This window comes from Serratia sp. H402Y, assembly GCF_051172415.1.
Taxonomy (GTDB): Bacteria; Pseudomonadota; Gammaproteobacteria; order Enterobacterales; family Enterobacteriaceae; genus Serratia; species Serratia ureilytica.
Map to the genome: position 1 here is coordinate 1,853,881 of NZ_JBPIYZ010000001.1, position 14,331 is coordinate 1,868,211.

A 14,331-nucleotide genomic window follows, 5' to 3' on the forward strand; every position below is an offset into this window, starting at 1 on the left:
CGATGATAATAGTTATCAGTATCGTCTGTAAAGCACTTTGTTGAGAATTTTTCTCATTACCACACGAAGATTGCGCAATTACCACTCAGGGAACGGGTCTGCCATCTCCAGCCAATAGTCCACGCCGGCGGCCATTTCGTCGTCGCTCAGCAGGCAGTCGTCCAGCAGACGCACGATCGCCGCCTGTTGCAAGTGCTGGCCGATAAACACCAGCTCCTGGCGCATGTCGCCGAACGGCTCCACCCATTTCTCCTGTATATACGCCCGCGTTTGCGGATCTTGCGGCCAATTGTCTTGCGGGATCGCGCGCCAAAAAGTGCCCGCCAGGCCGTAATGGGCGATGCCGCCGGCCTGGCTCCACTGCCCGGCCTGCCGCGGCCGCGTCGCCAGCCAGAAGAAGCCTTTCGAACGCAGCAGCTTGCCGCCGCCCCAGTCGCCGTTGATCACGCGGTAGAACTTGTCCGGCGCAAACGGCCGCCGCGCCTGATAGACAAAGCTGCTGATGCCGTAGCTTTCCGTCTCCGGCACGTGTTCGCCGCGCAGCTCTTTCAGCCAGCCGGGTGCCTGCTGCGCCTTTTCAAAGCTGAAGCTGCCGGTATTCAGCACCGCCTCCAGCGGCAGTTTGCCCGGCGCGATCGGCACAATGCGGGCGTCGGGATTCAGGCTGGCCAGCAGCGCCATCACTTCGCCCTGCTGCGTTGGCGTCAACAGATCGGTCTTGCTGACCAGGATCACGTCGCAGAATTCAATTTGCTCAATCAACAGGTCCGCCACGCTGCGCAGATCGTCCTCGCCCAGGCTTTGGCCGGCCTCCTGCAGGCTTTGCGCCTGTTGGTATTGCCGGATGAAATTCACCCCGTCGACCACCGTCACCAGGGTATCCAGCCGGGCGAACTGCGACAGGCTTTCGCCCGTTTCATCCTCAAAGGTAAAGGTTTCCGCCACCGGCAGCGGTTCGGAGATGCCGCTCGATTCGATCAACAGATAATCGAAGCGCCCGTCCTGCGCCAGCTCGCGCACCGACACCAGAAGGTCTTCGCGCAGCGTGCAGCAGATGCAGCCGTTGCTCATCTCCACCAGCTTCTCCTGCTGGCGATCGAGGCGCACTTCATTCTCCACCAGCGCAGCGTCGATATTCACCTCGCTCATGTCGTTGACGATCACCGCCACGCGCATGCCCTGCCGGTTGTTCAGGATGTGGTTCAGCACCGTAGTCTTGCCGGCGCCGAGAAAGCCGGAAAGCACGGTCACGGGAAGTTGTTTCATGGGGACCTCATTAAAATTCATTGCGTAATGCCTGGTAACCGCGCACCAGCTCGACGTTGGTGGCGGCCACTTCTTCCGAAAACTGCAGCGCGCCGCGATCGACCTGGCGATAGCGCGACAGGTCGCTGTCCGGCCCCACGCGCTCGGTCGAGGGAATATAGCGGTTTTCCGGCAGCGTCACGCCGTCCACGACCGCGTTGTAGCGCACCACGCAGCCGGACTGAACGTGGCAGTTGAACAGCACGCTGTTGAAGCCGATAAACACCCGATCGTCGATGCGGCACGGGCCGTGCACGATGGCGCGGTGGGCGATCGAGCTGTAACGGCCAATAGTCACCGCCGCCCCGCTCTTGGAATGGATCACCACGCCGTCCTGAATATTGGAGTGCGAGCCGATGACGATCGGCTCCATGTCGCCGACGGCGTTCAACTCATCGGCGCGAATTACCGCATAAGGGCCGACGTAAACGAAATCTTCGACGATCACCCGGCCGCAAATAATGGCGGTGGGATCGATGTAGGCCAGCGGCGAGACCTGCGGCAGATGGCCACTGGGATTTTTACGCAGCATGGTGTTCTCCCCGCCAGCTCAGCTCCGCCACCGCATTGTGGGCATGCAGGCTCTCCTGATGCTCGACGCGCAGCGAAAAAGCGCGGTAGTCGCACTGGCTGCGCAGCATGCGATACAGACGGCGCGCCGCATCCTCGCAAAACATCAGGTTCTGACCGTTGGCCAATGCGAAGGCCTGTTCGTCGCGGCGTTTCACCAGCGTTTGCACCGGCGTGCCCAGCGCGTGTTCGATGCGGTCAATCAGTTTCACCGGCTCAAACGCCCGTTCATTCTCGGGCGTCACGGTGACCCAGGCCCAGCTGCGCTGGCTGTGGGGGGTGGCCGGCATCCCTTGCTCCAACAGCCACTCGCTCACCTGCCGTTGGCTGACCCGCTCCGCCGCCTGTTCAAAATCAAACTGGAACTGTTGCTGCGCCAATTGACGGCTGAGCGCCGCCGAACTCGGGCAGGTGGAGGAATAAGGCACGCCGACGGTCAGTGCCAGCGTCAGCGTATCCGTCAGGGTGGCCTCGATGCGCAGCGGATAGGCTTTCCAGCCGCGCTGCGGCGACAGCAGCGCCGGGCGTGACAGCAACAGCTCGCCGCCGATCGACAAGCTGGCGCGATCGCTGCGTTCCGGCTGCGAAGCCAAAAAGGCCTGCAGCGTTCGGCCGATGCGCTGCGGCGTCAGCTCGCCCTGCGTCAACTCGTCCAGCGCCAGATACAGCCGCGACATGTGAATGCCGCGCTCGCCCGCCGCTTCGGCGCGCAGGTTGATACCGGCGTCGACCTTCGCCATCAATGGCTTGCCGGCCAGCTCCAGCGGCAGCGCGATCCCTTGCATCCCGACCCAATCGAGCCCGACATCACTCATTTCGCCGCGCCATGCCTGAGCATCCGGCAGCGAACGGCGTGGTGGAAGTGCAACTTCGTTCATACATCCCCTTGCGTTATTGTGACTTTGCCGGGGAACGGTAACATGATTTTGTTATATTATAACATAACATGAAAAACTTTTTTCTTGCCGCTGAACGGGCTGATTAATCAAGTCGCAGAAAACTCAGCGATTTTGCTCAATGGATTGGGCTGCTGGTCAGAGTGCGATACACTAACGCTATTGCTGATTAACCCATGAGCCTCTATGCGTGGTTTACCCTTTTGGATACTGTCGTTGTGCCTGACGGGCTCTGCCCTGGCCGCGACAACACCGCCCGCGCCCAGCGCGGCGCCGCTGCCGGACATTCGCCAGAGCGGCTTTGTTTATTGCGTCAGCGGCATACTGAATACCTTCAACCCGCAAATGGCCAGCAGTGGCCTGACGGTGGATACCCTGGCCGCCCAGCTGTACGATCGCCTGCTGGACGTCGACCCCTACACCTATCGCCTGATCCCCGAGCTGGCGCAGAGCTGGGAGGTGCTGGACAACGGCGCCACCTACCGCTTCCATCTGCGCAAGGACGTGCCGTTTCAGACCACCGCCTGGTTCACGCCCACCCGCAAGATGAACGCCGACGACGTGGTATTCAGCTTCGCCCGCGTATTCGATCAGAAACACCCGTATCACGACGTGAACGGCGGCGAATACCCCTATTTCGACAGCCTGCAGTTCGGCGATTCGGTGCAGAGCGTGAGAAAGCTCGACGACTATACGGTGGAGATTCGCCTGCAGTCGCCGGACGCCTCGTTCCTGTGGCATCTGGCGACCCACTACGCGCCGGTGCTGTCCGCCGAGTACGCCGATCTGCTGACGCGTGAGGGCCATCAGGAGTTGATCGACCGCGAGCCGGTCGGCAGCGGCCCGTTCCTGCTCAACGAATACCGCTCGGGGCAATATATTCGCCTGGCGCGCAACGCCGCCTACTGGAAAGGGCTGCCGCGCATGCCGCAGGTGGTGATCGATCTGGGCGCCGGCGGCACCGGCCGCCTCTCCAAGCTGCTGACCGGCGAATGCGACGTGCTGGCTTATCCGGCGGCCAGCCAGCTGTCTATCCTGCGCGACGATCCGCGCCTGCGCCTGACGCTGCGTCCGGGGATGAATATCGCCTATCTGGCGTTCAACACCCGCAAACCGCCGCTCGACAACCTCAATGTGCGCCAGGCGATCTCGCTGGCGATCAACAACCAGCGGTTGATGCAGTCTATCTATTACGGCACGGCGGAAACCGCCGCCTCGATCTTGCCGCGCGCCTCCTGGGCCTATGACAACGACGCGCACGTCACCGAGTACGATCCGGCCAAATCTCGCGAGATGCTGCGGCAGGCCGGCGTCGGCCAGCTAAACCTGAAGCTGTGGGTGCCGACCGCCTCCCAGTCTTACAACCCGAGCCCGCTGAAAACCGCCGAGCTGATCCAGGCCGACCTCGGCCAGGTGGGCATCAACGTCACCATCGTGCCGGTGGAGGGTCGCTTCCAGGAAGCGCGCCTGATGGAGATGAACCACGATCTGACCCTGACCGGCTGGGCCACCGACAGCAACGATCCGGACAGCTTCTTCCGGCCGCTGCTGAGCTGCGCGGCAATCCGTTCGCAAACCAACTATGCTCACTGGTGTGACCCGAGCTTCGACGAAGTGCTGCAGAACGCGCTGCTGTCGCAGCAGCTGTCTCAGCGCATCGACAACTACCGCAAGGCACAGAAAATCCTCGAGCAGCAATTGCCGGTGCTGCCGCTGGCGTCTTCCCTGCGCCTGCAGGCCTATCGTTACGACATCAAGGGATTGGTGCTGAGCCCGTTCGGCAACGCCTCGTTCGCCGGGGTGTACCGTGAATCCGCGCCGGAGGTGAAAAAGTGATTATCTTTACCCTGCGCCGCATTCTGCTGCTGCTGATCACGCTGTTCTTCCTGACGCTGGTCAGCTTCAGCCTGAGCTATTTCACGCCGCGCGCGCCGCTGAACGGCGCCGCCCTGCTGGACGCCTATCAATTCTACTTCGTCAGCCTGCTGCACTGGGACTTCGGCGTCTCCAGCATCAACGGCCAGGCGATCAGCGAACAGCTGCGCGAAGTGTTCCCGGCCACCATGGAACTGTGCCTGCTGGCCTTCGCCCTGGCGCTGTTTATCGGCATTCCGCTGGGCATCATCGCCGGCGTGCTGCGCGGCAAGTGGCAGGACACCGCCATCAGCACCTTCGCGCTGCTGGGCTTTTCGATGCCGGTGTTCTGGCTGGCGCTGCTGCTGATGCTGTTCTTCTCGCTGCATCTCGGCTGGCTGCCGGTTTCCGGCCGTTTCGATCTGCTGTATCAGGTGAAGCCCATCACCGGTTTCGCGCTGATCGACGCCTGGCTGTCGGACTCGCCGTATCGCGCCGAGATGATCGGCAGCGCCCTGCGTCACATGATCCTGCCGATCGCCGCGCTGGCGGTGGCGCCCACCACCGAAGTGGTGCGGCTGATGCGCATCAGCACCGACGACGTGCTGAGCCAAAACTACATCAAGGCCGCCGCCACCCGCGGCCTGTCGCGCTTCACCATCATTCGTCGCCACGTGTTGCACAACGCGCTGCCGCCGATCGTGCCCAAACTGGGGCTGCAGTTCTCCACCATGCTCACGCTAGCGATGATCACCGAAGTGGTGTTCAGCTGGCCGGGCCTCGGCCGGTGGCTGATCAACGCCATTCGCCAACAGGACTATGCGGCGATCTCCGCCGGCGTGATGGTGGTCGGCACGCTGGTGATCACCATTAACGTTCTGGCCGACATTCTGGGTGCGGCAACCAACCCGCTGAAACATAAGGAATGGTATGCCCTTCGATAACGTATACCGCGAGAAAAAGATGCCGAGCCCGCTGCGCTACACCTGGCGGATTTTCTACGGCGACGCGCTGGCGATGATCGGTTTTTACGGCGTGCTCGCCCTGCTGCTGCTGTCGCTGTTCGGTAGCCTGCTGGCGCCCTACGCGCTGGATCAGCAGTTCCTCGGCTATCAACTGCTGCCGCCGTCCTGGTCGCGCTACGGCAACGTGTCGTTCTTCCTCGGCACCGACGATCTCGGGCGCGACATCCTCAGCCGCCTGTTGACCGGCACCGCCGCCACCTTCGGTTCCGCGCTGGCGGTGACGCTGGCCGCGGCGTTCTGCGGCGTGATCCTCGGTGTGTTCGCCGGCGTCACCCACGGGCTGCGCTCGGCGGTGCTCAACCACATCCTCGATACCCTGCTGTCGATTCCGTCGCTGCTGCTGGCGATCGTGGTGGTGGCGTTTATCGGCCCCAAACTTGAACACGCCATGCTGGCGGTGTGGCTCGCCTTGTTGCCGCGCATGGTGCGCACCATCTACAGCGCGGTGCACGACGAACTGGAGAAAGAGTACGTGGTGGCGGCCCGGCTTGACGGCGCCTCCACGCTGCAGATCCTGTGGTACGCGGTCATGCCGAACATCGCGGCGGTGCTGGTGACCGAGTTCACCCGCGCTCTGTCGATGGCCATTTTGGATATCGCCGCGCTCGGCTTCCTCGATCTCGGCGCGCAGTTGCCTTCGCCGGAATGGGGAGCGATGCTCGGCGATTCGCTCGAGCTGGTGTACGTCGCGCCCTGGACGGTGATGCTGCCCGGCGCGGCCATCCTCGTCAGCGTGCTGCTGGTTAACCTGTTAGGCGACGGTATGCGCCGCGCAATCAATGCCGGGGTGGAATAATGCCGTTACTCGATATCCGCAATTTGACGATTGAATTTATGACCGCCGAAGGGCCGGTCAAGGCGGTTGATCGCGTCAGCATGACGCTGACCGAGGGCGAAGTGCGCGGGCTGGTGGGCGAATCGGGCTCCGGCAAGAGCCTGATCGCCAAGGCCATCTGCGGCGTAACCAAAGACAACTGGCGCGTTACCGCCGATCGCTTTCGTTTCGACGACATCGATCTGCTGCAGCTGAGCCCGCGCGAGCGGCGCAAGCTGGTGGGCCACAACGTCTCAATGATCTTCCAGGAGCCGCAGTCCTGTCTCGATCCTTCCGAGAGCATCGGCCGCCAGCTTGCGCAGGCCATCCCGGGCTGGACCTATAAGGGCCACTGGTGGCAGCGCTTCAACTGGCGCAAACGCCGCGCCATCGAATTGCTGCACCGCGTCGGCATCAAGGATCATGACGACATCATGGGCAGCTTCCCGTACGAGCTGACGGAAGGCGAGTGCCAGAAAGTGATGATCGCCATCGCGCTGGCCAACCAACCGCGTCTGCTGATCGCCGATGAGCCGACCAACGCCATGGAACCGACCACGCAGGCGCAGATTTTCCGTCTGTTGGCGCGCCTCAACCAGAACAACAACACCACCATTCTGCTGATCAGCCACGACCTGCAGATGATGAGCAAGTGGGCCGATCGAGTGAACGTGCTGTACTGCGGGCAAACGGTGGAGAGCGCCCAGTGCGAAGAGTTGCTGGCGGCGCCGCACCACCCTTACACCCAGGCGCTGATCCGCGCCATGCCGGACTTCGGCCGCTCGCTGCCGCACAAAAGCCGGTTGAATACGCTGCCGGGCGCCATTCCTTCGCTGGAACACCTGCCGATCGGCTGTCGCCTGGGGCCGCGCTGCCCTTACGCGCAGAAGAAGTGCATCGAAACGCCGCGCCTGCGCCCGGTCAAAAACCACTTCTTCGCCTGCCACTTCCCGCTGAACATGGAGGAGCAATAACATGGAAACGCTGTTGGAAGTGCGCAACCTGAGCAAAACCTACCGCTACCGCACCGGGCTGTTTCGCCGCCAGCACGTCGAGGCGGTGAAATCGGTCAGCTTTACCCTGCGCGAAGGCCAGACGCTGGCGGTGATCGGCGAGAACGGCTCCGGCAAATCCACGCTGGCGAAGATGCTCTCCGGCATGGTGGAACCCACCGCCGGCGAGCTGCTGATCGACGATCATCCGCTGGCGTTCGGCGATTATCGTTACCGCAGCCAGCGTATTCGCATGATTTTTCAGGATCCGAGCACCTCGCTCAACCCGCGCCAGCGCATCGGCCAGCTGCTGGATGCGCCGCTGCGGCTGAACACCGATCTTGAGCCCGCCGAGCGCGAGCAACGTATCAACCAAACGCTGCGCCAGGTCGGCATGCTGCCGGATCACGCCTACTACTATCCGCACATGCTGGCCTCCGGGCAAAAACAGCGCGTCGCGCTGGCCCGCGCGCTGATCCTGCAACCGAAGGTGATCGTCGCCGATGAGGCGCTGGCCTCGTTGGACATGTCGATGCGCTCGCAAATCATCAATCTGATGCTGGAGCTGCAGGAAAAACACGGCATTTCCTATATTTATGTCACCCAGCACCTCGGCATGATGAAACATATCAGCGACCAGGTGCTGGTGATGCACGAAGGGGAAATCGTCGAGCGCGGCAGCACCGCGGAGGTGTTGGCGGCGCCGCTGCACGAATTGACCAAGCGCCTTATCGCCAGCCACTTCGGCGAGGCGCTGACCGCCGATGCCTGGCGGCGCGACGGCGGCCGCTTCTGAGTCACACCTTCACCTCCAAACCCGCTGCGGCGGGTTTTTTATCACCTTGCACGCCTGCCGCTTAGCAAGAAAGCGCACATGCAAATTACATTCTTGTTATATATCCTTATATTTTATTCCTTTCAGTTATTGATTAGTCCGTAACATTATTTTATCTCGCCAGGGCGATCGGTGAGGATATCCCCTACGTTGCACTTCTCATACGACAGGATATCGCACTGATGAACAGCCTTCGCCATCGCCGCCTCACGCAGCTTCTGCTCACCCTGGCCGCCGGTTTCTCTGTTTACGGCCACGCGCTGTGCTGCGATGAGCTGCGCTAAATCCGCCTTTCGCCCCGCCTGGGGGCATGTTGCCTCTTTGTCCAGCCGCCGCTGCCGTACGCAGCGTTGGCTGTTGATCATGATTAAGGATTGACCCTATGGAACGACTCCGTCGACAACATAATGCCCAGTGGTATCACGAAACCCAAAGCAGCGTGCGGGGCGATGCGCCGCTGGAACCGCAGGCGGCCACCCTTCGCGATCGCTTTCTGCTGGGGCTGGGCGCCTTTGCCGATGAAGCCTTAAACAATGCGCTCAGCGCTCGCGCCGGGGTGTTCAGCGCCTCGTTGGCCGGTTACCACGCGCTGTTTCCCGACCAGGTGCCGCTGTCACGATACGTGACATTGTCACCCTACGATCGCCTCAGCACCGCTTTGACCGTCGCTCAGGTGACGGGCGTGCAATCGCTTTGTAGCCACTACGCCGCCCGCCTCGCCCCGCTGCACAGCCCGGACGCCTCCCGGGAAAGCAATATCCGCCTTGCTCAGATCACCCAATATGCCCGCCAGCTTGCCAGCCAGCCCACGCTGATTTGCCGCAAGGCGCTGCAACAGCTCGGCGACGTCGGGCTGAGCCCGGCGGATATCGTCACCTTTTCGCAGGTGATCGGTTTTGTCAGCTACCAGGCGCGCGTGGTCGCCGGCGTCGCGGCGTTGGCCGGCCGGCCGGCGGTGGTGGTGCCCGGCTTTCCTAACGTCGAAGACGCCGATGGCATCGCTTTCAGCGCCGACGAACTGACTTGGTCTGCCCGCCTGCCGCCGATCGACGCAGAAACCGCCGCCGCCGAACAGCTTGATGTGTTGGATCAAAGTCACCCGCAGGCGCGCGCCGAATCTTATTATTTGCTGTTAGCCCACGACGCCGCCACCCTGCGCGAGCGCAACGGGGTGTTCAACGGCATCAATGCCGAAGGATATGGGTTATCGAGTCGCCTCAAGGCGCTGGCGACGCTGGCGGTCTCGCGCATCAACGGCAGCCGTTACTGCGCGGCCACCGTCGCGCAAGAATTGCAGGATGAGGGATTGGTTCAGGCGCTGTTCGCCGGGCTGCCTCAGGGGTTGGCATTTACCGAGGATGCCGTCAAACGCGCGGTGATCCACACCGCCGCCGAGCTGACGCGCGCACCGGAGAAATTTACCCCGCAGAGCGTGCAGCCGTTGTTCAACAGCGGCCTGAATCAGGCGCAGGCGCTGGAAGTGATCCTCACCGCCGCGCTCTACGCTTGGGAAAATCGCCTGCGCCAAACGTTGGGCGATACCACTCTGGCTATGGCGATCGACCGATCGTCATTGAACGCCATTTTTTAAGGTAACAACGTCAGCGGGCGATCGTCAAAACTGACAGGCACCCAGGAATATCCCTCCTTAGCTTTTCGCAGATGGCCTATTCCGGGGAAAGGAAGATGCGGAGCGGCCATCAGCGATCGTTCCGAAGCCAGGTTGGCGAACGTTCTCTCGCGTACAGCGCGTGCGCGTGCCGAATCGGTATCAAAGCCAATCGTCAGGGCCGGATCGTCGAACTGTACGCTGGAATGGATCATATCGCCAACGAAGCTGATCTCCCTTCCCTGGCGCTCAAGCGTAAAAATGGTGCTGCCGGGAGTGTGGCCGCTGTGTACAGTAGCGGTGATGCCGGGCAGCACTTCCGACGTACCAGAAAACGGCTTGATTTTTTTCGCCTCAGCATATGGGCGCAGCATCTTCTCTGCAATTTCACTCGATATCTTGTCGGCATGCGGCACCGAGGGTTGCGCCGGCTGCAAGTAAAAGACCAGGTCTGGTTCGCTGACGTGAAGTGTCGCATTACGGAACACCCTTGCGCCATCCAAAACCAGTCCGCCGATATGGTCGATATGCGCATGGGTAATCAGAATGTCGTCTATCTGATCAGGATTTACCCCCGCAGCTGCCAGGCTTTCCATCAACCGGCTGGCATTGCCACCAAACAGTTTGCCACTCCCGGTATCGATGAGGATCCGCCGCCCTTGCGTTTCGACCAGAAAAACGTTGATCGAAGTCCGCACAGGATTTTCCAGGAAATGCTGCCCCAGCAGTTGATCGATGCGCGCTCGCGTCGCGCCATGCAATAACTTATGCAGGTCCAAATCCACGGCCCCAGCGGACAATGCGGTGATCCTGACATCGTTCAATGCGTATCGATACACGCCGGTTCCTGCCAGTTGGTCCACACCGTGTTGCGATTGCCCAAGCTCGCTGGCAAAGGATGAAAAAGTGGGAAACAGCAAGGAAGCGCTCAACATCGTTGCGAGTAATGTGCTTTTTTTCATAAAGAATATTGACCTCTTTCTTAATAATGCATATAGGATGAGGCCACTTTAAGACTCACACCAACATGCGTCAAATGCATGAGGCGGATTTTTGATATGCAAAAAACGGATGTTAATGCGATTGACCTGAATTTGTTGAAATTCCTCGGTGCACTGCTGCGCGAACGCAGCGTCACGCGGGCAGGTGCCAGGCTCGGTCTAAGCCAGCCTGCGGCCAGCCGCGCGTTGGGGCGTCTGCGTGTCTTGTTCAATGATAAAGTGGTCGTGCGCACCTCGGCTGGGGTCGACCCCACACCCAGAATGCTGACGCTGGAGCCGCTCGTGGAACGCATGTTGGAAGATGCCCGCAGCATTGTGGCGCCGATGCAATTCGAACCCTCGACTGCGCAACACCATTTCACCATCGCGTGCATCGATCATCTCGCCTCGATGATATTGCCAAAACTGACGGCAAAAATAGAACGACAGGCTCCCGGGGTAACAATGAGGATCCCCGTACCTGATGGTGATAACGTAAACGCCGTCGCGCGCGGAGATGCGGATATCGCACTGGGCATGTTTGATGGCGAACAGTTGCCTGCGGGGTTTTACTTACGAAAACTCTACGATGATGAGTTCGTCTGCGTGGTTCGGCGCGGCCATCCGCTTCTGTCTTCCCGATTGACCCTGGAGAAATTTGTCGCGTCATCACATGTTGCCATCAACATCGACGATCGGGGCAGCACCCCTGTGGACTCTGCCCTTGCCGGCCAAGGACAACGCCGGCGCATAGCGGTGCGTCTTCCGCACTTCTTGGTCGCCCCTATGATTGTGGCGCAAAGTGACCTTGTGCTTTCCCTACCCAAACGGCTGGCTTTGTTCATGTCGCAATCCCTTCCTCTCGAACTCATGGCATTGCCATTAGCGATCGCGCCATTCTCGCTATCAATGGTCTGGCACGAACGCACTCACGGCGATCCCGCTCAAATATGGCTGCGCCGTCAAATTGGCGCACTCATTGACGACCACGAGCAGACACAAGGGGCGGAAAATACGCGATGATCCCTCACCCTCGGGACCGTGATCAAAAAGCGCCTCAGTTATCAGTCATTATTATCATTTTTCCGCCGCAACCACTCGCTGGCGGCATCGAAGAATTTTTGCGCCAACGGCGTGGCGCGCTCCGCCATATCGACCACCACCGCCGCATGACGCGGCATGGCGGCGATGGCCACCGGCCGCCGCTGCAGTTCCGGCATCAGCGGGGATTGCAGCTGGCCGCGCGGGAACAGTCCGCAGCCCAACCCGACGAAAATCCCCTCCAGCAGTTGGAAGATCGACGCGGTCTCAAGCCGTGTGTGCAGCGTCAACCCGGCGTCTCGGAAATGCTGATCGAGATAGCGGCGGAAATAACGCGTCGGCTCGGCCAGACACAGCGGCAAGGCGGCCACCGCTTCCAGCGGCATCGGCGTATCGCCCACCAGCTTCGGGAAATGCTGCGGATGAAACACCAGCTCGACGCCGGTTTCCACCAGCGGCTGCGATTGGAAATGCAGCTCCTTCAACGTCGACAGCTCGAAAAAGCCGATGCCGATGTCGACGGTATGCGCCGTCAGCGCCTCCAGCAGCTGATCGGCGCTCAGCACCGCCAGCCGGTAATCGAGATGCGGGTAACGCTCGCTGACCGCCTTGAGCATTTCCGATACCGAGATACTGCACTGCGGCACCACGCCAAGACGCAACGTGCCGTGCAAGCCGTGTTTGAGCGACTCCACCTCCAGCTTCAGCCCCTGGTAAACCGAGACGATCTCACGCGCCCACGCCAACACCCGCTCGCCTTCGGCGGTAAAACCCCCGAAATGGTTGCCGCGGTTAATCAGCGAAACGCCCAGCTCTTTTTCCAGGTTTTTCAATCGCATGGACAGCGTCGGCTGGCTAACGAAGCTGGCCTCCGCCGCCCGGCCGAAGTGGCGTTCCCGTTCTAAATTACACAAATAAATCAGTTGTTTAATATCCATAGCGCGGCTCAATGATCGGCATTCGCGCTCAGTATACCACCGGGCGCCGCCGCCCGCCCGGTGAGTCAGAGTTTGAGCTTCACGTAATCCATCAGGCGCGAGAATGCGCCGCCCTGCGGCACCGCCTGCAGCGCCACCAGCGGCAGGGTTTTCACCACCTGACCATTGTCGCTGATGCGGATCTCACCAACGGTTTGTCCTTTATTCACCGGCGCTTCCAGCCGCGCGACGTTGAGTACATACTGCGCCTTCAGCTTGTCCGCTTCGTTTTTTGGCAGGCTGAGCGACTGCTCTTGCGCACTGCCGACCGATAACCGGTGATTCTCGCCGTACCAGACTGGCTCTTCCCCCAGGCTTTGGCCGGCGCTGAACAAGTGTACGGTAGTAAAGTCGCGCAGCCCCCAAGTCAACAGCTTACGCGCCTGCTCCTCACGCCCTTTCGAGCTTTTGCCGCCCATCACCACGGCGATCAGGCGGCGATCCCCTTCGGTGGCGGAGGCAATGATGTTGAAGCCGGCCGAGGCGGTATGCCCGGTTTTCAACCCATCGACGTGCAGCGTCTTATCCCACAGCAGGCCATTGCGATTCTGCTGCGTGATGCCATTCCAGGTCAGAGACTTCTCGCTGTACATATGGTATTCCGCCGGTTCACTCATGATGATGGCACGGGCAATCACCGCCAGATCGCCGGCGGTGGTGAACTGCCCCGGCGCATCCAGCCCGTGTACCGTTTCGAAATGGGTGTTCTGCAGGCCCAGCTGCGCGCTCTTCTCGTTCATCAGCTTGACGAAGTTGGCCTGGCTGCCCGCCACATAGTCCGCCATCGCCACGCAGGCGTCGTTGCCGGAATCGATGATGATACCGCGGCTGAGATCGCGCACCGTGACCCTGTCACCTGGCTTCAGGAACATCAACGAAGATCCTTTGAACACCGGGTTGCCCTGCGCCCAGGCGTCTTTCCCCACGGTGACGACATCGTCGAGGCCAATCTTATGCTCATCGAGCGCATGGTCGATCACCAAACCGGTCATCAGTTTGGTCAGGCTGGCCGGATTGCGCCGCTCGTCGGCATTGCCGGCAGCCAGCACCTGGCCGGTGGTGTAATCCATCAATACGTAAGAGGCGGCGTCTATCGCCGGTGGGGTCATGGTGGGAAAATTGGGCGTCGTTTCCGCCGCCTGCGCTGCTAAAGGCAGTAAGATACCGCCGATCACCACTGATACTGAACGCTTCACGCTGTGTTCCTCAGGCCCGCAGGCTAAATAAAATGCCAATATAATCCGCAAGATAGACTGCATGAATTCACTTTCAGGCGAAACCATTACTCTTTTGCAGCGGGTGTCTTTATGCAACCATTTGTTTAGGTCAGCGTCCGCCTGCGATAGATATGCTCTATGCCGCCATTGCCCCATTCGATTAGACGCCTGCCTGCCGCGCCCCTAAACTTGTGACATAAATACGCAAGACGCATA

The 14,331-nt window shown here is 60.7% G+C and carries 14 protein-coding genes; 7 read left to right on the top strand and 7 right to left on the bottom strand.

Annotation, left to right across the window (positions count from 1 at the left end):
* Window positions 1–78: 78 nt before the first annotated feature.
* Genes zigA through folE2 form a run of 3 tightly spaced genes read right to left on the bottom strand, consistent with a single transcriptional unit; the run spans window position 79 to window position 2,753 of the window.
* Window positions 79–1,266: a zinc metallochaperone GTPase ZigA gene (gene zigA / locus ACSBQS_RS09155; protein ID WP_197749881.1), complete on the bottom strand. Its 1,188-nt coding sequence runs from the start codon at window positions 1,264–1,266 to the stop codon at window positions 79–81.
* Between the two features lie 10 nt (window positions 1,267–1,276).
* Entirely contained in the window at window positions 1,277–1,837 is a 561-nt protein-coding gene (locus ACSBQS_RS09160) for a carbonate dehydratase (protein ID WP_033643236.1), read from the bottom strand.
* Window positions 1,827–2,753 (bottom strand): GTP cyclohydrolase FolE2, encoded by a 927-nt coding sequence (folE2, locus tag ACSBQS_RS09165; protein WP_434990326.1) that lies wholly within the window; start codon window positions 2,751–2,753, stop codon window positions 1,827–1,829. Before folE2 ends, ACSBQS_RS09160 begins: the two co-directional genes overlap by 11 nt.
* A 204-nt stretch (window positions 2,754–2,957) precedes the next feature.
* Between folE2 and sapA the strand changes: the two genes are divergently transcribed.
* Genes sapA through sapF form a run of 5 tightly spaced genes read left to right on the top strand, consistent with a single transcriptional unit; the run spans window position 2,958 to window position 8,252 of the window.
* Window positions 2,958–4,607, top strand: a complete 1,650-nt coding sequence (sapA, locus tag ACSBQS_RS09170) for an ABC transporter substrate-binding protein SapA (protein ID WP_033643238.1) — start codon at window positions 2,958–2,960, stop codon at window positions 4,605–4,607.
* Window positions 4,604–5,569, top strand: coding sequence for a putrescine export ABC transporter permease SapB (gene sapB / locus ACSBQS_RS09175; protein ID WP_004930575.1), 966 nt, complete (start codon window positions 4,604–4,606; stop codon window positions 5,567–5,569). Before sapA ends, sapB begins: the two co-directional genes overlap by 4 nt.
* Window positions 5,556–6,446, top strand: a complete 891-nt coding sequence (sapC, locus tag ACSBQS_RS09180) for a putrescine export ABC transporter permease SapC (protein ID WP_197666427.1) — start codon at window positions 5,556–5,558, stop codon at window positions 6,444–6,446. The genes sapB and sapC overlap by 14 nt, the downstream gene beginning before the upstream one ends.
* Window positions 6,446–7,438 carry a putrescine export ABC transporter ATP-binding protein SapD gene (gene sapD, locus ACSBQS_RS09185; protein WP_016927551.1) on the top strand — a complete coding sequence of 331 codons (993 nt, stop codon included), beginning with the start codon at window positions 6,446–6,448 and terminating at the stop codon, window positions 7,436–7,438. The genes sapC and sapD overlap by 1 nt, the downstream gene beginning before the upstream one ends.
* A gap of 1 nt (window position 7,439) precedes the next feature.
* On the top strand, window positions 7,440–8,252 hold the full coding sequence (gene sapF / locus ACSBQS_RS09190; RefSeq protein ID WP_016927550.1) for a putrescine export ABC transporter ATP-binding protein SapF: 813 nt from the start codon (window positions 7,440–7,442) through the stop codon (window positions 8,250–8,252).
* A 146-nt stretch (window positions 8,253–8,398) separates the two neighbouring features.
* Here the strand turns inward: sapF and ACSBQS_RS09195 are convergent, their stop codons facing one another.
* The gene (locus tag ACSBQS_RS09195) at window positions 8,399–8,656 is read right to left on the bottom strand and encodes a hypothetical protein (RefSeq protein ID WP_434990332.1); all 258 of its coding nucleotides are present in this window, start codon (window positions 8,654–8,656) and stop codon (window positions 8,399–8,401) included.
* Between the two features lie 17 nt (window positions 8,657–8,673).
* Between ACSBQS_RS09195 and ACSBQS_RS09200 the strand changes: the two genes are divergently transcribed.
* On the top strand, window positions 8,674–9,882 hold the full coding sequence (locus tag ACSBQS_RS09200; protein WP_434990334.1) for a CMD domain-containing protein: 1,209 nt from the start codon (window positions 8,674–8,676) through the stop codon (window positions 9,880–9,882).
* Here ACSBQS_RS09200 and ACSBQS_RS09205 read toward each other — a convergent pair.
* The gene (locus ACSBQS_RS09205) at window positions 9,879–10,862 is read right to left on the bottom strand and encodes an MBL fold metallo-hydrolase (RefSeq protein ID WP_434990335.1); all 984 of its coding nucleotides are present in this window, start codon (window positions 10,860–10,862) and stop codon (window positions 9,879–9,881) included. The two genes, ACSBQS_RS09200 and ACSBQS_RS09205, sit on opposite strands and share 4 nt — an antisense overlap.
* 96 nt (window positions 10,863–10,958) lie before the next feature.
* On the opposite strand from ACSBQS_RS09205, the gene ACSBQS_RS09210 reads away from it, so the two are divergent.
* Complete coding sequence (locus ACSBQS_RS09210; protein WP_434990337.1) at window positions 10,959–11,903, top strand: LysR family transcriptional regulator; 945 nt, start codon at window positions 10,959–10,961, stop codon at window positions 11,901–11,903.
* A gap of 41 nt (window positions 11,904–11,944) precedes the next feature.
* Here ACSBQS_RS09210 and ACSBQS_RS09215 read toward each other — a convergent pair whose 3' ends face one another.
* Entirely contained in the window at window positions 11,945–12,859 is a 915-nt protein-coding gene (locus tag ACSBQS_RS09215; RefSeq protein WP_434990339.1) for a LysR family transcriptional regulator, read from the bottom strand.
* A 65-nt stretch (window positions 12,860–12,924) separates the two neighbouring features.
* Window positions 12,925–14,094, bottom strand: a complete 1,170-nt coding sequence (gene dacD, locus ACSBQS_RS09220) for a serine-type D-Ala-D-Ala carboxypeptidase DacD (protein ID WP_434990341.1) — start codon at window positions 14,092–14,094, stop codon at window positions 12,925–12,927.
* Window positions 14,095–14,331: the final 237 nt, after the last annotated feature.